Here is a 22,387-nt window from a genome sequence, read left to right as displayed (position 1 = left end):
TGACCCGCGCGCGCGAGCTCGACGCGGCGCGTTTCGCGGCGACCGCGGCCGCCTTCCAGGCGGAGGCCGCCCGCGCCGTGCTCATCGCCGACGAGCCGGGCGCCCGCGGCCGCGCCTCCGTCCCGGTTCGCTCTCCCGTCGCCGGGCGCGTCCTCCGCGTCGTCCAGGAGAGCGAGCGGTCGGTCCCCGCCGGGACGGCGGTCGTCGAGGTCGGCGAGCCGGGAGCGCTCGAAATCGTCGTCGATCTCCTCTCGACGGACGCCGTCCGGGTGTCGCCCGGCATGGAGATGACGGTCGACGGCGGCGCCGGAGCTCCGCTCCGCGCCCGGGTGCGCACGATCGAGCCGGCGGCATTCACCAAGATCTCGGCTCTCGGCGTCGAGGAGCAGCGCGTCAACGTCGTGGGCGACCTCCTCGACCCGCCCGGGCGCCTCGGAGACGCCTATCGCGTCGAGGTCGCGGTCACGGTCTGGGAGGGGAAGAACGCCCTCACGGCTCCGGCGAGCGCGCTCTTCCGCCAGGGCGACGGATGGAGCGTCTTCGTCGTCGAGGGAGGGCGCGCCCGCCGGCGGGACGTGCGGGTCGGGCACCGGAACGCCGAGGTCGCGGAAGTCCTCGGGGGCCTCGGCGGGGGCGAGACGGTCGTGCTGCATCCCGGGGACAGGATCGTCGAGGGGCGCCGGGTCCGGGGGCCGAATCCCGCGGTTTCCCGAGCAAATTGATGCAATTGGACGTGGACCGGGGCGGGGCCCGCGCGCATGCTGAGAGACGCCCCGGCGGTCGCGCGGCGATCGCCTCGAAGGAGGACATATGACCACGATGGAAGCGGTGGTTCGGACCGATCGGCGAATCCAGCAGGACGTGCTCCGGGAATTCCGGTGGGACACCCGGGTCCGGGAAACGGATGTGGGAGTCGAGGTCGACGGCGGAATCGTCACGCTGACGGGCACGGTGGACAGCTACGCGAAGAAGCTCGCGGCGCGCGAGGCGGCGCACCGGGTCTTCGGAGTCCTGGACGTCGTCGACGACGTCGAGGTCCACATCCCCGGCTCGCTCGCGCGGACGGACACCGAGCTCGCCCACGCGGTTCGGAACGTTCTCGAGTGGGACGTTTTCCTTCCCGACACGAAGATCCGGACGACGGTGTCCCACGGGCTCGTGACGCTCGAGGGAGAGGTCGCAAGTCTCCTCGACCGCTACGAGGCCGAACGCGCGGTTCGCCGGCTCCAGGGAGTGAAGGGCGTCGCGAACAATCTGACGGTCGCCGTGACGAAGACGGACGAGACGAAGCTTCGAAAGGCGATCCAGGAAACGCTCGAACGGCGTGCCGACCGGGAAGCGGACATGATCGACGTTCACGTCTCCGACGGCAAGGTGACGCTCGAGGGGCGCGTCCATTCGTGGGCGGAGAAGCAGGCGATCCTCGATGCCGTCCGGCGGGCGCCGAACGTCCGATACCTGTCGGCGGATCTCCGCATCGAACCCTACGTGTAGACGGCGCGGCGATACGCGCCGTCATCCGAGTCCGGTGGCCCGGGCGGCGGTTCGACGTACGTCACCCGTACGCCTTCACCGCCGCCCGATCCATCGAACGCGTCTTCCCGCACGCCGCGCCTCGTCGTCGTTTCGCATTGTCGACGTCATTCTTCGCAGCGAGGAATGGCGGGGCGGCTTTCCGAATTTCGGCGGATCCCATGGACGCGCGGCTCTGATTCCCGCTTGTCTGCCGTGCCTTAAGACAAACGCATCTGGCATTTCCGGCCCCGTGGAGCGATCCTCGCGGACGGGGTTCGATCATGGAAACGAACACGATTCGCACCCGCACGCAGGAGATTCCCCGCCGACGCTGGCCCGCGTTCTTCGAAGAATTCAGCCGCCGGCACGACGGGTGGCTCGTCGACGTCGAGGAGTTGATCGCCGAGCGCGGAGCGCAGAAGGAAATTTCGGGACTGCCCTTCCACGGCGCCAGCGCCGTGGCCTCGCCGCGGCCGAGCGTCGCGATCGAAGTCGGCCGGGGAGCCGACGATCACATCGAGCATCGGATCGAGGATTGCCGCCGAATCTGGGTGGAAATCCTGGAAGGCGGCGCCGAGGCGGCCGTCGAGATCGAATCGGCCGGAGGACGGCGGACTCTCCTCGAGTTCCGCTCGCCCCAGCCGGTCGAAGCGGTCGACGGGATGGCGGCCCCGCTTTCCCGCCGGAAACGGCGGTCGAAACCGCCGTCGGCGAGGATTCGATGAGCGCTCATCCGCGCCTCGCGGTCAACGAGCAGGTCGCGGCGCATCTCGAGGAGATCGGGCGCCTGCTCCTCGCCCGGGGCGCGAATCGGTTCCGGGTGGGAGCCTGGGCCCGGGCCGCGCGAAACGTCCGCGGGATCGACCGGAGCGTCGCCGAGATCCTCTCGATCGAAGGGCTCGACGGACTCGACCGCCTGCCTGGAATCGGGCGGGCGATCTCCCGCGCGATCCGGGACCTCGTCGTGACCGGCCGCTTCGCGATGCTCGATCGCCTGCGCGCCGACACGGATCCCGAAGCGCTGCTCGCGACGGTTCCCGGCATCGGACCGCGCTTCGCGCGGACGCTCGACCGTGACTTCGGCATTCACACGCTCGAGGACCTCGAGGCCGCCGCCCACGACGGGCGGCTCGCCCGGATCCGGGGGATGGGGGACAAACGCGTCTCCGGGGTTCGCGACTCCCTCGCCGCCCGCCTCGGCCGCGTCCAGGTTCCCTCTCCGGCGGCCGCCGGCGAGCCTCCGGTCGCCGACCTCCTCGACGTCGACCGCGAGTATCGGCGGGGCGCCGCCGCGGGATCGATACCGAGGATCGCGCCGCGCCGGTTCAATCCCCGGCACGAGCGGTGGCTGCCGGTCCTGCACACGGCTCGGGGCGGCCGCCACTACACCGCCCTCTTCTCGAACACCGCCCGCGCGCACGACCTGGGCAGGACGCGCGATTGGGTGGTCATCTATTCCGATACCGGCGACGGGGATCGGACATGGACCGTCGTCGATGCCCCGGACGGCCGGCGGGTGGTCCGGGGACGCGAAAACGAATCCGCGGCGCCGCCCTCGACCGCCGCGAACAGGAGCGAACGATGAACGAAGATGCCGGCACGCTGGCCCGGGAGGCCCGGGTCGCCGATCTGAAGATCCCGGCCGGGGACGTCTCCCTCGACGCCGAGCTTCGGATTCCCGACGGAGCCCGGGGCGTCGTGGTCTTCGCCCACGGGGCGGGGAGCAGCCGCCTGAGCCCGCGGAACCGCTACGTCGCGGAGACGCTCCGCGGCCACGGACTCGGAACGCTGCTCTTCGATCTCCTGACCCACGAAGAGGAGGAAGCGGACTTCTCGACGGCCCGCCTCCGCTTCGACATCGATCTGCTGGCGGAGCGGCTCGTCCGCGCGTCCGGCTGGCTCGTCGAGGAGATCCCGCACGGAATGCCGTTCGGCTATTTCGGCGCGAGCACGGGGGCGGCGGCCGCGCTCGTGGCGGCGGCCTATCTTGGCCCGGAAGTTGCGGCGGTCGTCTCGCGGGGAGGGCGGCCCGACCTGGCCGGCGACACCCTGGAACGCGTGAAGTCGCCGACCCTGCTCCTCGTCGGAGGACGCGACGACCTCGTTCTCGCGTTGAATCGCTCCGCCCTCGAGCGCCTGAGCTGCGAGAAGCGGCTGGAGGTCGTGCCCGGGGCGACGCATCTCTTCGAGGAGCCGGGCGCTCTCGCGGAAGTCGCGCGACGCGCGTCCGAATGGTTCGGCGAGTACTTCCCTCGGGGAACCGCCGGAAAGGAACGGCCATGATCTTCACCGATCGAAGACACGCGGGCCGCGTGCTCGCCCAGAAGCTCTCCGATTACGCGCATCGTCCGGACGTCGTCGTCCTCGGCCTTCCCCGCGGCGGAGTGCCCGTCGCCTGGGAGGTCGCCCGGGCCCTCGATGCCCCCCTCGACGTCTTCGTCGTGCGGAAGATCGGTCACCCGGGAAATCCCGAGCTCGCGATCGGCGCGATCGCCTCCGGGGACGTCACCGTGCTCTCGCACGACCTCATCGCCCGGCTCGGCGTATCGAGGGACGCCATCGACGACGCCATCGCGCGCGAGCGCCAGGAGCTCGGCCGCCGCGAGCGGGCCTACCGCGAAGGGCGGCCGCCCCTGCCGCTCGCCGGGAAGACCGTCCTGCTGATCGACGACGGGCTGGCCACGGGCGCGACGATGCGCGCCGCCGTCGCCGCCGTTCGGAAGCTCTCGCCGCGCTCGATCGTCGTGGCCGTGCCGGTCGCCTCTTCCGAGGCCTGCGACGACGCGGCGGCGGCCGCCGAGGCGTGCATCTGCGTCTCGACGCCTCCCCACTTCATGGCCGTCGGCGAGTGGTACGCCGATTTCGGCCAGACGACCGACGAGGAGGTGCGCGAATTCCTTTCGACCCGCGACGAGGAGCCGGCCCCCACGGGCGGCGGGCGGCCATGAAGGCCCGGCCGGCCGGCCCCGTCGTCGAGACGAGCCACTGGCACGCGCTGCCCGACGGCCGCGTCCAGTGCGACGTCTGCCCCCGGTTCTGCGCGCTCCACGAGGGGCAGCGGGGCCTCTGCTTCGTCCGCGCCCGTCAGGCGGACGCGATCGTCCTGACGACGTACGGCCGCTCGAGCGGCTTCTGCGTCGACCCCATCGAGAAGAAGCCTCTCTACCACTTCCTCCCGGGAACGTCGGTGCTCTCGTTCGGTACGGAGGGATGCAACCTCTCCTGCCGCTTCTGTCAGAACTGGGACATCAGCAAGTCGCGCGAGATCTCGAAGCTCTCCGAAGAGGCCTCTCCCGAGACGATCGCGCGCGCCGCCCGCGAGTTCGGGTGCCGGAGCGTCGCGTTCACCTACAACGACCCGACGATCTTCTTCGAGTACGCGATCGACGTCGCCGACGCCTGCCGCGAGCTCGGGATCAAGTCGGTCGCGGTCACGGCGGGATACATGTGCGCCGAGCCGCGCCGCGAGTTCTACCGGAAGATCGACGCGGCCAACGTCGATCTGAAGGCGTTCACGGAGGACTTCTACCACCGCGTGACCGCCTCGCACCTGGCGCCGGTCCTCGAGACTCTCGAATACATCCGGAAGGAAACCTCCGTCTGGCTCGAGATCACGAACCTCATGATCCCCGGGCTGAACGATTCGGAAGCCGAGACGGACGCGATGACGCGCTGGATCGCCGACCACCTCGGGACGGACGTCCCGCTGCACTTCACCGCGTTCCACCCGGATTGGAAGATGGCCGACGTGCCGCCGACGCCTCCGGAGACGCTCCGCCGCGCCCGCGAGATCGCGCGGCGGAACGGCATCCGCTACGCCTACACCGGAAACGTCCGCGACGACGCCGGGTCGACGACCCTCTGCCCGTCCTGCGGCGCCTCGGTCGTCGGCCGGCGCGGGTTCTTCGTGGCCGACTGGGAGCTCGACGAGCGCGGACGTTGCGTCGAATGTGCGGCCGAGATTCCCGGAGTCTTCGAGAGCGTGCCGGGAGACTGGAGCGGAATTCGCGTTCCCGTGCGCCTCCCGCTTCCCGGTGCCCTGACGACCGATCGTTCCTGATCGCGGGAAGGGACGGTCAGAAACGCGGTCCGGCGGCGGGCAGGCGCACGGCCGGAGACTCTTCGAGTCGGACCTCCACCCAGACGACGGGATGCTCTCCGAGAGCGGCGATGACCCGATGAACGTCGTCCCGGCGGAGCCGGGCCCCGGCGAGCAGTTCTTCGAGCTCCGCCGCTCCCCTCTCCCGGCCGATGCGCGCGCCGTGGAAGTAGATTTCGAAACGGTCGCGCCCGGCGCCGCTCTCCCGATGAATTTCCCAGCAGGAAGGACCCCGCCGGGGAGGCGGAATCGCCCCGAGGAATAGCGGCCTCCGCGCCGCGTGCGGATGACGGGCCGCGCGATTGCTCCGCGGAATCATGTCGACCTCACTCCCGAAAAGGGGCTCCCGGCGGGTCGCGCCGGGAGCCGGTCTCCCCCGCTCAGGGAGTGACGATGAGGGGCGGATGCGAAAAGCGGGTTCCGCAGATCGCCTTCAGCGTGCTGAACGCCTCTCCGTACGTGACTTCCGTCGGGGGTTTCGCCGTCACCGGGCCGGCATGAATGACGATGTCGTCGATCGAGACGATCCCGACGAGCCGCCGCGAATCATCCAGGACCGGCAGCCGCCGGACGAGACGGTACTGCATCGTCTCGAGCGCCGCCTGCACCTCGTCGTTGGGTCCGCAGGCGAATACGCGCGGAGACATCGCTTCGTCGACCGGGACTTCCGAGGCCGGCCGGTTCTTCGACGTGAGCGCGAGGCAGACGTCGCGGTCCGTCAGAACGCCGATCACGTGATCCTTCTCGTCGACCACGGGGAGCACCCCGCAGTCGTTCTCGGACATGATCTTTCCCGCCGCCGCCAGGCTGCTCCCGGAACCGATGGTCTTGACGGGTGTGTTCATCACGGTACGAATTTTCATGATGCCCTCCTTGAAGCGCCCTTGGAATTGTCCGCGATCGGCGCATCCATTACCTGATCCAGACACATCGAAGAGAGCGCTCCGGATTTGATCCAAATGGAGGTTTCCCCGTTCGCGGCCTAGGCCGATACTGGGAGCGTGGAGAACCTGCGTTCCGCCGCGGAGTCGGCGGAAAGGAGAATCCGATGAACATTCCTCTGAAGATCACCTTCCTCGGCATGGCGCCTTCGGAAGCCGTCGAGGCGAAGATTCGCCAGCGCGCCGCCGAACTCGACCAGTTCTCGCCCCTCGTCCAGCGCTGCGAGGTCTGGGTCGAAGCGGGCCATGGACATCACCGCAAGGGATTTCTCTACAACGTCCGGATCCGCACGACCGTTTCGGGCGAGGAGCTCGATATCGACCGCCAACCCGACGAGGAGGACGTGTACGTCGCGGTCCGCGACGGGTTCGACGCCTTGCGCCGCCGCGTCGAGGACCACCTGCGCAAGACGCGCGGGGAGGTCAAGCGGCACGCGGGGCCGCCGGAGATCAGCGTCGACCGGGCGCGGTAGCGCCGCGAGGGCGGCAAGAGGGTCGGGAACCGCGTCAGAGCCCCGTCGTTCCGCGGCCCGGCTCTCTCTTCCGCCGCCCGGAGACCATGCGGGTCCGACGGGGTCCGGGTCGACCGCGGCGCTCCCGGGCGTGTGCTGAACGTCCGTCGACGGGTCGGCGACGCGTCAGCTACGCTTCCGAGAGCGCCGGCTCCGGGCCGGCATGCTTCTCCGGCACTTCCGTGAGCGTCGCCTCGGTCAGGAGAAGCGTGCTCGCGACGGAGACGGCGTTCTCGAGGGCGATCCGGAGCACTTTCGTCGCGTCCACGATCCCGCGGTCGACCAGGTCCGCATACTCTCCCTTCGCCGCGTCGAATCCGAAGCTGTCCGTCCGCCCGCGCATCCGGTCGATGACGACGCCGCCGTCCACGCCCGAGTTCGCGGCGATCTGGCGGCACGGAGACTCCAGGGCGCGTTTGAGGATCTGAAGGCCCGTTCGGAAGTCTCCCTCCGACTTCGCCTCTTCCTCCGCCACCGTGTCGATCGCCCGCAGGTACGCGAGGCCGCCGCCCGGAACGATGCCCTCCGCGATCGCCGCCTTCGTCGCGCTGATCGCGTCCTCGAACGCCTCCTTGCGGCTCTTCATCTCCGCTTCCGAAGGCGCGCCGACGTGAACGACGGCGACGCCGCCGGAGAGCTTCGCGAGGCGCTCGCGGAGCTTCTCGCGGTCGTACTCGGACGTGTCCTTCTCGATCTGCTCGCGCAGGTCGCGGCACCGACCATCGATGGCTTCCCGCGTTCCCGCGCCGCCGATGATCGTCGTGTGATCCTTGTCGATGACGATCCTCTTCGCGCGCCCGAGGTCTTCGAGCGAGAGGTTCTCGAGCTTGATGCCGAGCTCTTCGCTGACCACGCGGCCGCCGGTCAGGACGGCGAGATCGTCGAGCATCGAGCGCCGCCGATCGCCGAATCCGGGCGCCTTCACCGCCGCCGTGACGAGCGTCCCCCGCAGCTTGTTGACGACCAGCGTCGCGAGCGCATCCCCCTCGATCTCCTCGGCGACGACGAGCATCGGCTTTCCCGACTTTGCGACCTTCTCGAGGAGCGGGAGCAGGTCATTCAGGTGCGTGATGCGCTTCTCGTAGAGGAGGAGGAAGGCATCCTCCAGGACGCACTCCATCCCCTTCGGATCCGTCACGAAATACGCCGAGAGGAAGCCGCGATCGAACTGCATGCCTTCCACGACTTCGAGTGTCGTCTCCGTCCCCTTCGCTTCTTCGACCGAGATCACTCCTTCGTTTCCGACCTTCTCGACGGCGTCGGCGACCACCTCGCCGACCGACGGGTCGTTGTGTGCCGAGATCGTCGCGACCTGCGCTTTTTCCTTCCGGCTCGCGACCGGCCGCGAGAGTTTCTTCAGTGCCTCGATCGCCGCGCGCGCGCCGCGGTCGAGCCCGCGCTTGAGCTCCACGGCCGACGCTCCCGCGACGACGTTGCGGACCCCGTCGGCGAAGATCGCGTGGGCCAGGATCGTGGCGGTGCTGGTTCCGTCGCCGACCGCGTCGCCGGTGCGGGTCGCGGCTTCGCGCATCATCCGGGCGCCGAGATTTTCCTCCGGGTCTTCGAGCTCGACTTCCCGGGCGATGGTGACGCCGTCGTTGCAGACGACGGGGCTTCCCCACTTCTTCTCAATGAGCACGCTCTTCGAACGGGGCCCGAGGGTGACTCGCACGGCGTCGGTCAGCATCGTGGCGCCCGCGAGCACGCGCTCTCGCGCCGAAGCCCCGAAATCCAGCTTCTTGTAGGGCATGACGGCCTCGCTTTCGTTCCTCCACCACGGTATCCGCCAGGCCCCGGAACGCCAAGATCCAGCTTCATCAGTGACATGGCAGATCGGGACGACGCCGTGTCCCCTTTTTCCGGCGACTCCGATGGGAGTCCATGAAGGGGCGCGAAACGGCTCCCCTTCAGAAAAGGGGGGGTTCATGCCCAGCAGAAAGTCGGCCGATCGTTCGAAGCTCCGGGCGCGCGTGTCGATGGGCGACCTGAGGGTCGCCGCGGCAACCATCGGGGAGCGAAAGAACTACAACCTTCAACCCGAGGTCACCGAATACTCGCTCTGGCCCTTCTCGACGATCGAATGGATCGCCGACCAAGGCAAGTTCAAGGCCCGCGCCATGGTCCAGAACAAGACGACGAGCGACATCGTCGTCTTCAATTCGTGGCACACGGAGTTTTCCGACGCGGAACGGCCGATCGCGCTCCTCTCGGACAGCCTCAACGGCCGCGGCGACCGGAAGGTCTACAACATCTGGGCCGAAACGATCGAGATGCACACGTCGGACATCGGAGGGGGGACGATCATCGACGTGGTCGAAACCCTCGCGCTGATCTGGTCGATGGAGGAATAGCGAAACGTCGAAACGAGGGACGTCCGTGAACCGCGCGCATGCCGCGCGCGGTTCCGGCCGGGCCCCCGGCTAGAAGCTCACGAGCGTGTGCAGCGCCCAGCGCTCTTCCGTCGGCTTCGGCGGGGAGAAGCCGGGATAGCGGTCCCTCTCGTAATCGACCATGACGGCGGTCGCGATTCCCTTCTGGAGGGGGAACCAGTACGCGATGCCGGCGATCTCCCTCGTCCTCGTCGCGCCGGTGTGTTCGTCGGGCTCGGTGTGATCGTAGCGGAGCAGACCTCCGACGCCGATCGGCGTCCGCGGAGTCGCCCAGGCGGACCACCCGCGGCCGTTCGCTTCGGAAGCACCCGGCGTCGAGCGGTCCCGGAAGCGCCCGAATTCGAAGCCCGCGTTGAACCACGGGTGCTCGAACGTCACGACGCCGGCGAGGCGGTCCTTCGGGTCGCTTCCCTGGTAGTGATCCCGGTCGCCGAAGACCGCGAAGCGCAGTCCGCGGAGGACCGGGTGTCTCGGCAGCGGACGAATGCCGATTCGCGCCTGCAGCGCTTTCTGATCGTTGGCTTCCGAGTGGGCGTATCCCTCCCCGTTGAAGACGCCGACGACGACGTCGCCGTAATCGAAAGGGAAGGCCCAGCGCGCGGAGATGCCGGCGTCCGCCGACACGAGAAGGCCTTCGCGGTCGAAGAACAGCGGACCCTGGAACCGGTACGGGTAGACCTCTTCGACGTACGAGATGTACGGGGTGCTCTGCAGCCCGATCCGGATCCAGCTCCCTCTTCCGATCGCGTCGTCGAGAGCCGCCTGGGCGTAAGCGTACTTGAGCCGGTACACGGCGCTCCCCGAGAGCGAGCTGTTCGGATCGGTATCGCGGACGATGTCGGAGGTGATGCGCGCGGAAATCACCCGCGAGAGGTTTCCGAAGACGTTGACGTAGGCGCGGGTGACGTTGAAGGAATTCGGATGGATCGCGTTCCCCGCGGCATCCGTCCCGGACGGCGCGGCCTGGTACGTGAAGTCGGCGAACAGCTGGCCGCCGACGCGGACGTTCGGAAAATCCGCGGCCGCGTCCGTCGCGCCTCGCACGGCCGCCGGAGCGAGCACGGCCGCCAGAAGCCCGATTGCCCTCGCGGTACGCATCGTCAGCGCGACAATACACGAAATCAAGCCAAGGATCGTGTGAGTTTTCGGCGTCGCGCCCGACGTCGGCCGAAGGACGCTCGGCGGTGGTCAGATCAGATTCCCGCGAAAGCATGCCGAGGCGTGAGCCCGACGGGAGGCGCTCGCCCCGCCCGCGGCCGAGGCGTACCTAGAACCTCCAGCCGAATGAGAGGAGAGCGCTCGGTTGACAAACAACGCCTAAGCGCGGCGAGACGCGAATCAGGCGGGATGCGGGACGCCCGCGGCGACCGAGGCGTACTGACGCCAGTACGTCGCAGGGAGACCGCGGGCGGCACGCGCCCGCATCATTCGATGGATCGCCGCGCCTGCGTCTAGAAGGTCCAGCCGATCGAGAGGATGGGCCCCCAATCGCTCTTCACCGCGTGCGAGGCGGGGGGAACGCTGTCGTAGTTGTAGAAGACGGAGATCGAGAGGTAGAAGTCCCTCATCACGATCTCGCGCTTGAGCTTCACGTTCGCGTCGACGCGGACGCGGGGCGCGTCGGTGATGCCGGGGACGACTCTCAGGTACGCGTCGAACCAGAGCTTCGGGTAGTCGTACGTGAACGTCGAATATCGAGCGTCTACGGCGCCCTCGAGGTTGTTGTCGGATTCTCCGGAGGTCCCTTTTTCGTGGTTGCCCATCAGCCCCACGGTCGCCACGAGGTTCGTCTGGTTCTTCAGGACGAGGAAGCGTCCGCCGAAGACGCCGGCCGTTTCCCGGAGCTGCAGGCCCAGATCCCGGTTGTTCTCGAAGCCCACGAGGCCGCCCGAAACCCAGCGGTTCGGGCGCATCCGGATGTAGGTGAACATCAGGTTTCCGCGCTGCGAGGTGGTTTCCCCGTTCTGGCGCGAGTAGAAGAGCGACAGATCGGCGAGCACGACGAACTTCGGTTTCCTGAATTTCGCGTCGGCCGTGACGTCGAACTGCAGAAGGTCGCTCGCGTGGGTGTAGTTCATCCCGAGGTCGAGCGATCCGTCGATCCGCCGGAAGAAGGTCTGGTAGATCGGCGTGATCCGGACGACGTCGAAGAAATCGATCGTGAGAGAGCCGCTTCCCGTTCGAAGCAGCAGCCTGCCCGGGGGATCCGACGCCGCGAGCGAGCCGAAATGATGCAATCCGGCGGTCGTCTCGATCTCGAACTGCTTCACGGACCGGATGCTGACGATCTTGTTCCATTTGACGTTGATGTCCCCCTCGGGGGCGGACACGAACAGCCGGCCTTCGCTGTACGACTTGATCTCGCCGCTGATTCGGTCGCCGTTCTTCATCTCGACGACGTCGATCGAGTCGGCGCCGGAAGCCGGCGGAGGCGACGCGGGCTGGGCGCCGAGCGGAGCCGCGAGCCCCAGGACAGCCGCGAGGACGATCGCGGCCGAAACCGACCTCATCGTTTCAGAACCGGGCATAGTAGTAGCTCGCCTTCAGCGTCCAGTCGCCGAGCCGATGGTTCCCCCACGGCACCTCGAGCTTGAGCGAGAGACCCGCCCGCGGGGTGAGCATCCTCCCGAAGAGGAGCCCGGAGCGGAACGACGTGGTCCCGTCGAGCGTCCAGCTCGTCCTCGATTCGCTGTCGACGAGCATCCACCAGCGCCGCGAAACTCTCCAGAGCGCCGTCGGCGTGATCAGGAGGTAGCTGACGTCGGGACGGCTCGAAGGCCCGGCGAACGACTCGAATTCCTGGACCTTGACGAACGCGTAGGCCTGCCGCGGAAGGTACCAGAGCGGCGCGATCATGGGCGCGATCGTCCACTTTCCCGTGCCGAGCCGGCGGTCGGTCGCAGTCGGAATCACGAGGCCCGTTCCGATTCCCAGCAGGAAGTTGCCGCCGAGCCGGGGAAGGAGGAGGGCCTGCACGTAGCCGTCGCCGAGACCGGTCGTCGTCTCGCCGCCGAGATGCGAGGTCGCCACGGGCAGCTCGGACCGAAGGAGCACCCCGCGGGCTCGTCCCAGGATCGGCTTTTCCTGCCACGCGAGGGTGTCCTTGCGGAGGATGAAGGCATTGATCCAGCTTCCGCCCGGCAGATCGAAGTATTCGTCGCGGAGGCTGAAGAGAACCGGCTTGGTCGGATCCGTGTCCTGCCCGAGCTCGGTCGAAGGCGGTGATCCGGCGCCGGCCGCGGGCGTCTCGTCTCCAAGCGCGCCGCGGGAGGCGCCAAAGAGCGCCAGCGCACCGAAGAGCACGGCGCTCGCGACGGCCGAGGGGCGGCGCATCGGCTTCACGCGGATCGCCGCCGTCAGGCCGGGAGCGGCGAGCCGGTCGCCTCGCAGATCGCGCGGATCAGGAGCTCCTCGTCGACCGGCTTCCGCAGGTACGCCGCGGCCCGCCCGTCGATCACGCGCTGGCGCGTCTCGGGAGAATCGTGCCCGGTGATCACGATCACCGGAACGGGCCGATCGAGAGAGTTGACGGCCTCGTGCACCTCGAAGCCGCTCAGGCCCGGCATGTGCAGATCGAGCACGAGGAGATCGGGACGGCCCTGCTCCAGGGAAGCGAGGAAGTCGGCCCCGGAAGCATAGGTCTCCACGCGGTATCCGCTGGCGCGCAGCAGACGGCTGAGCGCTTTTCGGATGGGTTCTTCGTCGTCGACGATGGCGATCATCAGTGCCTGGCTCACCCTCGTCGATCGTAAGGGGAAGGAGGAGCCGAAGATATTAGACCTTGGTCTTACCCCCGCCACACTCTCTACCCGACGCTCATTGCCGGCACTTCCTCCTCGCGGAGATCCCGCGCGCGCGCCGGAAGAACGACGTGGAACGTCGCCCCCCGCCCGGAATCGTTCGTCGCAGAGATCCGGCCGCCGTGGGCCGTCACGATCGTCCGGCAGACCGACAATCCGAGGCCCATCCCGGTCTGTTTCGTCGTGAAGAAGGGGTCGAAGATCCTGTCGAGCTCTCCCTCCGGAATCCCGGGTCCCGAGTCTCCGACCCACACGTGAACGGCGCTCTCTTCTCCTTCCGCCCGCGCGGTGCCGAAAAAGATTCTCCGCCGCTCGGGCGGCTCGTTCGCCACGGCGTCGATGCCGTTGAGCACGAGGTTCAGGAGCACCTGGAGGAGCTGCACGCGATCGCCGTCGATCGCCGGGAGTCCGGCGGCGAGCTCGGTCTCCACGGTGACGCCGTGGTTCAACAGGTCGCTCCGCGCGAGCTTCAGAGCGTCCTGGACGGTCTCGCTCATGTCGAGCCGTTCGAAGTGTTCCTCCTCCTTTCGCAGCATCGTCCGGAGCCGCCGGATCACTTCCCCGGCGTGCTTGTCCGATTCCACGATGTCGTGGAGGATGTCGGCGACCTCCGCGAGGTCCGGCGGGGTTCGTTCGATCAGCCTCTGCGCCGCCTGGGCGTTGGAGAGGATCGCCGTGAGCGGCTGGTTGATCTCGTGGGCGAGCGACCCGGCGAGCTCGCCGATCGTGGTCAGTCGCGAGAGGTGGGCGAGCTCGTTTCGCTGGCGCGCGAGCTCGAGCTCGGATTGGCGCCGCGCGGTGATGTCCACGACCGACGCGAGCACGAAGGCCGCGTCTCCCGAACGAACCGAGCTCAACCCGATCTCGACGGGGATCTCGGTTCCGTCCTTCCGGAGCAGGTACAGCTCGCGTCCCACGGGCGACCGGTCGTGCGGATGCTCGAACCAGGATCGGCGATGCCGGGCGTGCTCGAACCGATCCGGGACCAGCGCTTCCACCGGGCGCCCGACGAGCTCCCCGAGGGAATATCCGAAAAGCGATTCCGCGCGCGAATTCACCAGGCGGATCGTCCCCTCGCGGTCCACCAGGACCATCGCGCTCGGCGACGCGTCGAAGACGCGGCGAAACCACTCTTCCGCGCGTTGCGCCTCGTCGGCGGCGAGGATGGCGATCCTCCGGCTTTCCGTGAGGCTGATCTCCGATTCGCGAAGGCGGTCGGCCATGTGGGCGATCCGGATCACGTCGGCCGTCAGCGGGTATCCCGCGATCGAGACGATCGCGAGATAAATGAACGATCCGATGGGCGGCATCTCGAGCGACCCGTGCGCGACCATCCGGACCTGGATCAGGCCCACGGTGATGATCGCGCCGATTCCGAGCGCCGCCGCGAGCAGGTGCCGGCGGTCCCGGCGTTTCCACATCGTCCAGAGGAGGTCGATGAGAAAGAGACCGAGGAACACGTCGGCGACGTCCAGCAGCTCGCGGGTCGCATGGAGCGGGGCGACGGGGAGCACGAATGGATCCCCCCACGCCGTGCGGGTGGTCCGAAGCACCCGGATCGGCCCGAAGATCGGGCCGAACGGGTCGATCAGGTCGACCGCGACGACGACTCCCCAGGCGGCGGTTACCGACCACGCGAGCCAGCGCCGCCCGTCGCCGGTATAGACGCGGGCGTACCAGACCATCGACACCACGAGAATCCCGACGGTCGCCACCGACACGCGGTGGGCCGCCGTGTACGCGGCCGCGGTCTGCGCCGTGAACATGGCGAGCTCGGCGAGAGCGTTGGCCGACGCCGCCAGCGCGGCGATCCCGAACAACAGGTGCCTCTTCTTGGAGCGGCGGGAGGCCCAGACCGCCAGGTGAGCCGCGGCCAGCGCGGCGCACACCCCGGACGCGATCGACCAGGCGACGGTCAGCCGGTTCATTCCGCCGAGGATAGGAGCCGCCGCCCCCCGGCGGCGTGATGCATTTGGCTCGAAACGAAGGAATTGATGCGTTTGACGGTTGTCTCGCGGCGGATGCCGACGGGAAGATCGGGGCCGTGACCGTCGAAAAATCCATCGTCTGCGTCGTCGACGACGACCCGGCGATCCGAAAGAGCGTGTCGCGTCTCCTGAAGACGGAGGACTTCGACGTCCGCACCTACGCGCGCGCCGCCGAGTTCCTCGAAGCCGGTCTTCCCGAGGCCGAGTCCTGCCTCCTCCTCGACCTGTATCTCCCCGACATCAACGGCCTGAAGCTCCAGGAGATGCTGGCGGCGAACGGAAAGAGGATTTCGATCGTCTTCATCAGCGGCCGGGGCGATATTCCGTCGAGCGTCCGGGCGATGAAGAGCGGAGCGGTCGACTTCCTCCCGAAGCCGTTCGGCCGCAGGGAGCTCCTCGACGCCATCGGGCGGGCGATCGACAAGGACCGCGACGATCGGCGTTCCGAACGCGAGATCGCGATCCTCCGGCAGCGGTTCGATCACCTCACGCCGCGCGAGCGGGAGGTCCTGGCGCTCGTCGTCGCCGGGATGCTCAACAAGCAGGCGGCATCGCGGCTCGACATCGCGGAGAAGACGATCAAGGTCCACCGCGCGCAGGTGATGGCGAAGATGGAAGCGAAATCGCTCGCCGAGCTCGTCCGCATGGCGTCCCGTCTCGGCATCTCCGGGAGCGCCGCCGCGCCCGCCTGAACGCTACTTCGCCGGCGGGAAATTCTCGAAGAGCTTCGCCATCACCTTCCGGGCGTAGGCTTCGGCCTCTTCCGGGGATCGGCGCGACGTGACGTCGTCCTTGCCCCAGCCGCGCCAGAGCAGCTTCTTCTCGGCCGAGTCGACGACGTCGATGACGATCGTTCCCACGGGAATCTCGCTCACGGTCGTCGTCGCGACGCCGCCCCCCCACCGCCATCCGTACCATCCGGCGGAGGCGTAGTCGGTCGTCGTCATCTGGGTCCTCGAGTCGAGGTGGAAATGCGTGTACACCGTCGCATCTCCCCCGCTCTCGACGGCCTTCCATCCCTTTCCTTCGAGCGTCGCCGCGACCGCTCGGCGCACGCGCTCCACGACGAAGGGATGAGAGGGCTGCCCGGAACCCTCCTGGAAGGAGAACGTCCGGTACTTCGAGAAATCGGTCCCCGGCTCGTAGTCGGCGCCCGTCTCGAGAGACGAGCAGCCGACGACGAGAAGCGCCAGGGAAAGGATTCCCGGCAGGAGTTTTTTCATCGCTCCCTCCGTCAGAAGGCGTAGCCGATCGCGAGCGCCGGCCCGCCGACCCGGAGGCCCTGGACGAGCTTGTCGTCCTTCTGCGACCAGGAAATCTGGCGCCACGACAGGGCGAACTGCCAGTTTCCCGGTTCGAAGGCGATCCCCGCCGCACCCGACCACGTGAGCTTCGACGTTCCCGCGCCGATGTCGGCGTAGTACGGAACCGCCCACTGCCGGCCGATCCGGGCCTTGCCCCGGATGCCGAAAATGCCGTCCCACAGGTTCGCGTTGTTCGAGGCCTTGCCGTCCTTCGAAAGAATCACCTCGTTGCCGCCGGGGCCGGTGATGGTGCCCTCGAGATGCCACTTCGTTTCGGACTTCAGCCCGAAGAACTGCACGCCGACGAGAAGGTCGAGAAAACTCCCGTCGGGGCTGCCCGCGACGGTCCAGCCGAATCCCTCCGTCCACAGGAGACCCTTGAGATCCGTCTTCGTGCCGAGATTGCCGGTTACCTCGATGCCGTTCGCCGACGCCGCCGGCCGCACCCCGGTGATGTTCGAATCCTGGCTGAAGTCGACGTAGCCGATGTCCGTGAGGATCGAGAAGCGCCGGTTCCGGATGTCGATGGCGAGGGGCAGCGCGAACTTCAGGTTCCTCAGGTAGTCGTTCGGGCCGATCTTGACGTTGAACCGTTCTCCCGGCGTGCCGTTCCCTTCCGCCGGGGGGACCCCCTGGTTGAGGTCTCCGTTGATCGTCGGCGCCCAAGGTTCGAGGGCGATCGCCCAGGCCCAGTGGTCGCCCTCGGGATGAGCGAACACCTGCGCCGAGGCCCGTCGGGGACACACGACAGCGGCGAGGGCGAGCGCGGCCGCCAGCGCGAGTGACGTTCGGGGAATCGATGATCGTTTCATGGCCGTTTTTCCTCTTTCTCTGGGCGCCTACTCGACGAGCGGAATGCTCGCGGCGAGCTCGTAGCGGACGGCCGCGCGGATCTTGTTCTCGATCTGGGCCCAGCGGGCGACGATCGCGTCCGGAAGCACGCGCTGCATCTTGCTCACGTAGTTCTTCTTCATCCGGACTTCGTCCTGGTCGATGTCCATGACTCGCGAGAGCAGATCGCGGGCCGCCGCGTTCGAGATCCTTCCCTGTTCGGTGGCGGCGGCGTAGTCCTCGATCACCTTGATCGTCCGAGTATTGAGGTCGCTCAGTTCCTTCTGGTATGCGTCGTAGATCGGCCAGAAATTCTTCGCCTCGGCGTCGGAGAGGTTCATGTTCGCGGCGACCAGAACCTTGCGGTCGCCCTTCAACTTGTCGCGCAGGATGTCCATGTTGCTCGTCGAGCTCTGTTGGGCGGCGAGCGGGAGGGTGAGCGCCGCGAGCGCCGCGGCGAAGACGATTCTCAGGGGTCTCATTCGGGTCTCCTTTTCCACAAATCTCAAAATCCGTCCGCGGTCGGTTCCCACGATTCGTCGGGGTCGTATTCCGTGATCGCGCGTGCCGTGACGTCGGTCGAGGGGCCGAGGTCCTTCTGGAAGACGATGCCCTGCCGGTTGATCTGAAAGGTCATGACGCCGGAGTTGCCGTACTTCGCCGGCCATGCCAGCAGCGCGAAGCCTTTCGTCATGGCGCCGTTCTCGTCGAGATAGCTCCGCGCTCCGCCCGGAGCGCTCTTGCCCTGCGCCGTCAGGATCCGGAAGTAGTAGCCGTGGAACGGCTGAGGCTCGCCGCTGCCTTGCGTGTACCCCTCCTCGGCGGCCTCGGCGACCAGCGGCCCGAGGGGACTCCGGCGGGCATCCGGAGCGGTGGGCCAGTAGAGCCCGTCGCGCTTCCCTTCGGAGCTGAAGAACTTCGTGGCGTACGCGCGGGTCCCCGCGTACTTTCCCGCGAAGTATTCGCGCTGGGCATCCACGTACGCGTGCATGGTTTCGAGGGTCGACAGCTCGTTCCGTCCGACGCGGCGGTTGGCGATCTCTTCCCGCCCGGCGGCGATGTCGAAGTGCCAGCGCCCGTTCTCCAGGACGAGGGGGATCGGAAACGGCCATCGGTCCTTCCCGATGAGCGGGGTCTTTCCGCCTTCGCTTCGGTCCTCGAAGGCGACCTTTTCCTGGATGTACTTCTTGACGCGCTGGCCGTCCTGTTTGTCCGCGACGGGATCCCCCGAATGGAGCAGGTCGAGGCCGTCCTTGCCGAAAATCTCTTCCGCCTTCCGTGTATCGCCCGTGCCCGCGATGGCCGCGACGGCCCGCATGGCTTCTTCGGGCGTGGAATAGCCGGCCGGGCCCAAAGTCTGGGCGGAGGCGAGCACCGCGGCGAGCGCCATGACGATCGCCGCCGCGATCAGGAATCCGAAAGTTCTGTTCTTCATCGTCGTCTCCTCACCGCCGTCCGCCGCGGCCGCCGCCGCCACGGCTCATGGAACCCCGTGAGCTCGAGGAACGCGTCGAGCTCGACCCGCCGCGCGAGCCGCTGAAGGCGCTGCTGCCCGAGCTTCCGCGGCTGCCGCCGCCGTAGGAAGACGATCCCGAGGAGCGGCCGGAAGCACCCGAGCCGTATGCCCCTCCGCCGGCTCCGCCCCGGGTCGAAGGAGAGGCGGAAGCGCCGCGGGAACCGCCCGAGCTCCGCGTCGAGGCCGAAGCGCCCTGGCCTCGCGCGCTCGAGTTCGAGCCGTAGCCCCGGGCCTGGTTGTTCGAGACACCGCCCCCCTTGCTCTGCGCCCTGGCCGAGTTGCTCTGGCTGCGGTTCCAGCTCTGCTTGCCGCCCGCGTTTTGACCTCTATTGCCCTGACCTTGGTTCTTGAAGTTGGCGTTCGTGTTCTTGTTGAAATTGTTCTGGCGATCGATGTCGACGTTGACGTCGCTGTGTCCCCATCCCCAGGAGGCGCCGCCCCACATCGCCGCTCCCATGAACATCCCCGCCGTGAACGCCATGGCGCCGTAGCCGACGGGCGCGTAGTAGGCGGGCGGGTAGTAGTACGTCGGGTAGGACCACGCCGAGCCGTACACGACGGTGCTCGAGTATTGCGGCACGTAGATCACTTCCGGATTCGACGGCTGGATCACGATGATCTTGTCGGGCTGCTGGGTGACCGTCTGCTGTTCCGTCGTTTTCAGATTGCCGGACTCGTAGGCCTTGCCGCGCATCCTCTGGACCGCGTCGAGGACTTCGGACCTCTGGGCGAGGAAGGCTTCTCCCATGTCCTGCGTCCAGTCGAGGTTCTCGTTCAGTCGCTTCAACACGTCGGGGAATCCGCACATCGACTTCACGCTCGCGTCCCACGTCTCTTTCTTCAGCGCCTCGTCGAGGGCGCTCCCCTTCAGGCCGGAGTTCTTCTCCAGCCAGCGCGCCGCCTGCACGATTTCGATGGGGAACGTGGAAGCCATGAAGATCTGGGTCAGGAGCGAATCCGGGTAGAGCGCGACCGGGGCGACCATCTGTTCGAGCTGGTCGGTCGAGAACTTGGTCGGTGCCGCCGCACCGGCCGCCGGGGCCCCCGCCGCGGGCTTGGCCGTCGAGGTCGCCGGGGCAGCCGCGGCGGTCTGAGCCTGCGCCGCGAACGCCGGACCGGACGAAACGAACGCCACCAAGGGCAAAAGGAGAATTGCGGTTCCGCTTCGAACCGCTCTCTCGCTGTCGGAACGTTTCTTCATGGCCATCCTCCCGGGGCGGCGCCCCTGTCGGCTGCCGCACGGAGTTCACTGTAGAGGAGCGAGAGCCGGCCTTCTATGGGACCAAGGTCTTAGTGATGGCGCGTCACGGCACCGAAGGTCTCGCGCGTTCCGGACGTCTCCGAAGGCGAGCGCACGGACCTCTCCGACGTCGCACCGCATCGTCGTGAGCCTGTTCGCGGTGATCACGTGCGGGATGACGCGATTCCGGCGTCACTTGGACCAAGGTCCAATTTCGCCCGCTCCAGCGGATCCCTACGATGCGGCGAGGAGCAAGAAATGAAACGCGGACCGACGACGAATGCGCATCGGACCCTCATGGCCGCCATGCTTGTCGGTGCTCTGGCGGGCGCCGGAACACGGGCCGCCTCGGCACAGCCGCAGGATTCTCCGTCCCCGGGCGCGGCCGCGGCGTCCTCCAATGGGGCGGAGCTCGCCAAGAAACTCTCGAATCCGATCGCGAACCTCATCAGCGCGCCGGTGCAGATGAATTTCGACTACGGATTCGCCGGCGGCGACGGCTTCAAGTTCGTCGCCAATGTCCAGCCCGTCATTCCGATTTCGATCAGCCGCGACTGGAACGTCATCTCCCGCACGATCCTGCCTCTCACGTACCAGTCGCACGTCGTCGACGACGGCCGTCAGGGAGGCCTCGGCGACACCCTGCAGAGCCTCTTCTTTTCGCCGAAGGAGCCGACCTCGGGAGGAATCGTCTGGGGCGTGGGGCCCGCGCTTCTGTTCCCCACCGCGACGGACGAGTCGCTCGGAGGGAAGAAGTGGGCGGCGGGGCCGACGTTCGTCGTGCTGACGCAGAAATCGGGCTGGACGGTCGGAATGCTCGCGAATCAACTCTGGTCGTACGCCGGAGATTCGGACCGGGCGGAAATCAACGCGCTCTTCGTTCAGCCGTTCGTCGCGCGAACGACGAAGACCCTCACGACATTCACCCTCAACACGGAGAGCACGTACAACTGGAAGGCCGCGAAGGATCGCTGGTCGGTGCCGCTCAACTTCACGGTCGCGCAGTTGATGCGTTTCGGAAAGCAGCCGGTGCAGTTGGCCGGGGGCCTGCGCTACTGGGCGGCGTCGCCGGAGAACGGGGCGTCGGGCTGGGGCTACCGGGTCGTCGTGACGCTGCTTTTCCCGAAATAGGGTCCGGATCGGGGGCGCGACACGGTCCGCGGGGCGATGCCCGGGCGGGTCGGGCTCAACGAGGCGGGGGCGGAGGCGGCTCGGGAGCCTTCGGCACGTCGCCGGGATGAGCGACGACGGCGTTACCGGGTGCGTACGCATCGGTTGCCCCCGGCACCCCCTCGTAATGCCAGTTGCCCGGGGACGCCGGGGCCGCCTTCGTTGCGGGAGCCGCGCCTTTCGGCGCCGGAGCGGGGTGGACGGCGCTCCCCTCCATCGGCAGATTGTCCGCCAGAAGGCTCGCGCCAAGCTCCTTCTGCTTCGCCTTGAAGGCGGGAATGCCGGTCAGCCGGGTGATCGTCCTGACGTCCGTGCGCTTCAGGCTCATCAACGTCCCGTTCTTGACCGCGTGGAAGACCCAGGCGTTCGATTTCAGCTTCGGCTCCTCGCGGGCGATCACGATGCCGGACGGAACGAGGTCGATCTGCCAGGCGGTCTCCTTGTTCACGTCGCGGGTCAGCGGCGTGATCGTGCGCACCTGCGCCTTCGGCACCCGCACCTCGGCTTTCTCGACCAGACCGCGGTAGACGTAGGTGTCGCCTTCGAGACGGGGTTCACCGAGCGCGAACGCCGACCCGCTCGGCTGCAACTCGATCCGGAAGATCCCGACGACCGACTGGGCGGGTGCGGTCGCCGGAGAAGCAGACGGCGCGGCGGCTGGAGCCGCGGCCGGCGGAGCGGCCTTCCCATCCGCAGTCGGCGGAGCCGCCGCGGGCTGACCCGGGAGGCTCGCCGCGGCGAGCCAGAGTCCCAATCCCAACGTCAATGGTCGTCGCATGATTCGTCGCTCCTGTCGTGCCGGTCGGTTCTCCCGCGCCGGCCGTTTGCCACTCTAGTCCCCGCTGCCGTTCCGTTCCATTAGACCTTGGTCCAATAGAACTTTGCCGGCCGCCTCCCCACAATGAGAAACGTGGACGTCTCCCCAGCCCGAGCCAGGTCGGCAAACGGCCGGACACGTACGCACGCCGTGCCGAGATTTCTCATTTTGCCACGAGAGCACACCACTCGAAGCTGAGAGGTACATATGACTTCAGCAACGGAAACCCTCCCCGAACGCGAACAGGCGATCGACAGCGCGACG

General features: G+C 67.7%; 25 protein-coding genes. 11 read left to right on the top strand and 14 right to left on the bottom strand.

Annotated elements, in window-relative coordinates; genetic code table 11:
- The 7 genes from VFS34_04935 to amrS form a co-directional block, all read left to right on the top strand.
- Positions 1 to 722 (top strand): HlyD family efflux transporter periplasmic adaptor subunit (locus VFS34_04935; protein ID HET9793787.1); only part of this gene is annotated, 722 nt, incomplete at its 5' end.
- An 88-nt stretch (positions 723 to 810) separates the two neighbouring features.
- Positions 811 to 1,494: a BON domain-containing protein gene (locus VFS34_04930; protein HET9793786.1), complete on the top strand. Its 684-nt coding sequence runs from the start codon at positions 811 to 813 to the stop codon at positions 1,492 to 1,494.
- Positions 1,495 to 1,796: 302 nt separating this feature from the next.
- Positions 1,797 to 2,240, top strand: a complete 444-nt coding sequence (locus VFS34_04925; protein ID HET9793785.1) for a DUF5335 family protein — start codon at positions 1,797 to 1,799, stop codon at positions 2,238 to 2,240.
- The gene (locus VFS34_04920; protein ID HET9793784.1) at positions 2,237 to 3,100 is read left to right on the top strand and encodes a helix-hairpin-helix domain-containing protein; all 864 of its coding nucleotides are present in this window, start codon (positions 2,237 to 2,239) and stop codon (positions 3,098 to 3,100) included. The genes VFS34_04925 and VFS34_04920 overlap by 4 nt, the downstream gene beginning before the upstream one ends.
- Positions 3,097 to 3,798: a dienelactone hydrolase family protein gene (locus VFS34_04915; protein ID HET9793783.1), complete on the top strand. Its 702-nt coding sequence runs from the start codon at positions 3,097 to 3,099 to the stop codon at positions 3,796 to 3,798. The genes VFS34_04920 and VFS34_04915 overlap by 4 nt, the downstream gene beginning before the upstream one ends.
- Positions 3,795 to 4,463, top strand: a complete 669-nt coding sequence (locus VFS34_04910) for a phosphoribosyltransferase (protein HET9793782.1) — start codon at positions 3,795 to 3,797, stop codon at positions 4,461 to 4,463. The genes VFS34_04915 and VFS34_04910 overlap by 4 nt, the downstream gene beginning before the upstream one ends.
- Complete coding sequence (gene amrS / locus VFS34_04905; GenBank protein ID HET9793781.1) at positions 4,460 to 5,575, top strand: AmmeMemoRadiSam system radical SAM enzyme; 1,116 nt, start codon at positions 4,460 to 4,462, stop codon at positions 5,573 to 5,575. Before VFS34_04910 ends, amrS begins: the two co-directional genes overlap by 4 nt.
- Before the next feature lie 16 nt (positions 5,576 to 5,591).
- Here the strand turns inward: amrS and VFS34_04900 are convergent, their stop codons facing one another.
- Complete coding sequence (locus VFS34_04900; GenBank protein ID HET9793780.1) at positions 5,592 to 5,933, bottom strand: hypothetical protein; 342 nt, start codon at positions 5,931 to 5,933, stop codon at positions 5,592 to 5,594.
- 61 nt (positions 5,934 to 5,994) lie between these two features.
- On the bottom strand, positions 5,995 to 6,477 hold the full coding sequence (locus tag VFS34_04895; protein HET9793779.1) for a CBS domain-containing protein: 483 nt from the start codon (positions 6,475 to 6,477) through the stop codon (positions 5,995 to 5,997).
- 185 nt (positions 6,478 to 6,662) lie between these two features.
- On the opposite strand from VFS34_04895, the gene VFS34_04890 reads away from it, so the two are divergent.
- Positions 6,663 to 7,028, top strand: coding sequence for an HPF/RaiA family ribosome-associated protein (locus VFS34_04890; GenBank protein HET9793778.1), 366 nt, complete (start codon positions 6,663 to 6,665; stop codon positions 7,026 to 7,028).
- A 169-nt stretch (positions 7,029 to 7,197) separates the two neighbouring features.
- On the opposite strand, the gene groL is transcribed toward VFS34_04890, so the two are convergent.
- Positions 7,198 to 8,817 (bottom strand): chaperonin GroEL, encoded by a 1,620-nt coding sequence (groL, locus tag VFS34_04885; GenBank protein ID HET9793777.1) that lies wholly within the window; start codon positions 8,815 to 8,817, stop codon positions 7,198 to 7,200.
- Positions 8,818 to 8,992: 175 nt separating this feature from the next.
- Between groL and VFS34_04880 the strand changes: the two genes are divergently transcribed.
- The gene (locus tag VFS34_04880; GenBank protein ID HET9793776.1) at positions 8,993 to 9,418 is read left to right on the top strand and encodes a hypothetical protein; all 426 of its coding nucleotides are present in this window, start codon (positions 8,993 to 8,995) and stop codon (positions 9,416 to 9,418) included.
- Positions 9,419 to 9,487: 69 nt separating this feature from the next.
- Here VFS34_04880 and VFS34_04875 read toward each other — a convergent pair whose 3' ends face one another.
- From VFS34_04875 to VFS34_04855, 5 genes are all read right to left on the bottom strand, one after another.
- On the bottom strand, positions 9,488 to 10,555 hold the full coding sequence (locus VFS34_04875; protein ID HET9793775.1) for a hypothetical protein: 1,068 nt from the start codon (positions 10,553 to 10,555) through the stop codon (positions 9,488 to 9,490).
- Positions 10,556 to 10,908: 353 nt separating this feature from the next.
- Complete coding sequence (locus tag VFS34_04870; protein ID HET9793774.1) at positions 10,909 to 11,967, bottom strand: DUF481 domain-containing protein; 1,059 nt, start codon at positions 11,965 to 11,967, stop codon at positions 10,909 to 10,911.
- A 4-nt stretch (positions 11,968 to 11,971) separates the two neighbouring features.
- A complete protein-coding gene (locus VFS34_04865) occupies positions 11,972 to 12,799 on the bottom strand; it encodes a hypothetical protein (protein ID HET9793773.1) in 828 nt (275 codons plus the stop codon).
- A gap of 14 nt (positions 12,800 to 12,813) precedes the next feature.
- The gene (locus tag VFS34_04860) at positions 12,814 to 13,194 is read right to left on the bottom strand and encodes a response regulator (protein ID HET9793772.1); all 381 of its coding nucleotides are present in this window, start codon (positions 13,192 to 13,194) and stop codon (positions 12,814 to 12,816) included.
- Positions 13,195 to 13,262: 68 nt separating this feature from the next.
- Complete coding sequence (locus VFS34_04855) at positions 13,263 to 15,185, bottom strand: PAS domain S-box protein (GenBank protein ID HET9793771.1); 1,923 nt, start codon at positions 15,183 to 15,185, stop codon at positions 13,263 to 13,265.
- A 116-nt stretch (positions 15,186 to 15,301) separates the two neighbouring features.
- On the opposite strand from VFS34_04855, the gene VFS34_04850 reads away from it, so the two are divergent.
- A complete protein-coding gene (locus tag VFS34_04850) occupies positions 15,302 to 15,937 on the top strand; it encodes a response regulator (GenBank protein ID HET9793770.1) in 636 nt (211 codons plus the stop codon).
- A gap of 3 nt (positions 15,938 to 15,940) precedes the next feature.
- Here VFS34_04850 and VFS34_04845 read toward each other — a convergent pair whose 3' ends face one another.
- From VFS34_04845 to VFS34_04825, 5 genes are read right to left on the bottom strand one after another with little or no spacing between them, the layout of a single operon-like run.
- Complete coding sequence (locus tag VFS34_04845; protein ID HET9793769.1) at positions 15,941 to 16,468, bottom strand: DUF4136 domain-containing protein; 528 nt, start codon at positions 16,466 to 16,468, stop codon at positions 15,941 to 15,943.
- Positions 16,469 to 16,479: 11 nt separating this feature from the next.
- Entirely contained in the window at positions 16,480 to 17,361 is an 882-nt protein-coding gene (locus VFS34_04840) for a hypothetical protein (protein HET9793768.1), read from the bottom strand.
- A 27-nt stretch (positions 17,362 to 17,388) separates the two neighbouring features.
- A complete protein-coding gene (locus VFS34_04835; GenBank protein ID HET9793767.1) occupies positions 17,389 to 17,862 on the bottom strand; it encodes a hypothetical protein in 474 nt (157 codons plus the stop codon).
- 23 nt (positions 17,863 to 17,885) lie between these two features.
- Positions 17,886 to 18,815 (bottom strand): DUF2950 domain-containing protein, encoded by a 930-nt coding sequence (locus VFS34_04830; GenBank protein HET9793766.1) that lies wholly within the window; start codon positions 18,813 to 18,815, stop codon positions 17,886 to 17,888.
- 10 nt (positions 18,816 to 18,825) lie between these two features.
- On the bottom strand, positions 18,826 to 20,031 hold the full coding sequence (locus tag VFS34_04825; GenBank protein HET9793765.1) for a DUF3300 domain-containing protein: 1,206 nt from the start codon (positions 20,029 to 20,031) through the stop codon (positions 18,826 to 18,828).
- Positions 20,032 to 20,394: 363 nt separating this feature from the next.
- Between VFS34_04825 and VFS34_04820 the strand changes: the two genes are divergently transcribed.
- Positions 20,395 to 21,267 carry a transporter gene (locus VFS34_04820; GenBank protein ID HET9793764.1) on the top strand — a complete coding sequence of 291 codons (873 nt, stop codon included), beginning with the start codon at positions 20,395 to 20,397 and terminating at the stop codon, positions 21,265 to 21,267.
- A 55-nt stretch (positions 21,268 to 21,322) separates the two neighbouring features.
- Here VFS34_04820 and VFS34_04815 read toward each other — a convergent pair whose 3' ends face one another.
- The gene (locus VFS34_04815) at positions 21,323 to 22,084 is read right to left on the bottom strand and encodes a hypothetical protein (protein ID HET9793763.1); all 762 of its coding nucleotides are present in this window, start codon (positions 22,082 to 22,084) and stop codon (positions 21,323 to 21,325) included.
- Positions 22,085 to 22,387: the final 303 nt, after the last annotated feature.

This window comes from Thermoanaerobaculia bacterium (assembly GCA_035717485.1).
GTDB lineage: Bacteria > Acidobacteriota > Thermoanaerobaculia > UBA5066 > DATFVB01 > DATFVB01.
Note: the sequence above shows the minus strand (reverse complement) of the source record. Positions and strands in the feature narration are given on the sequence as shown.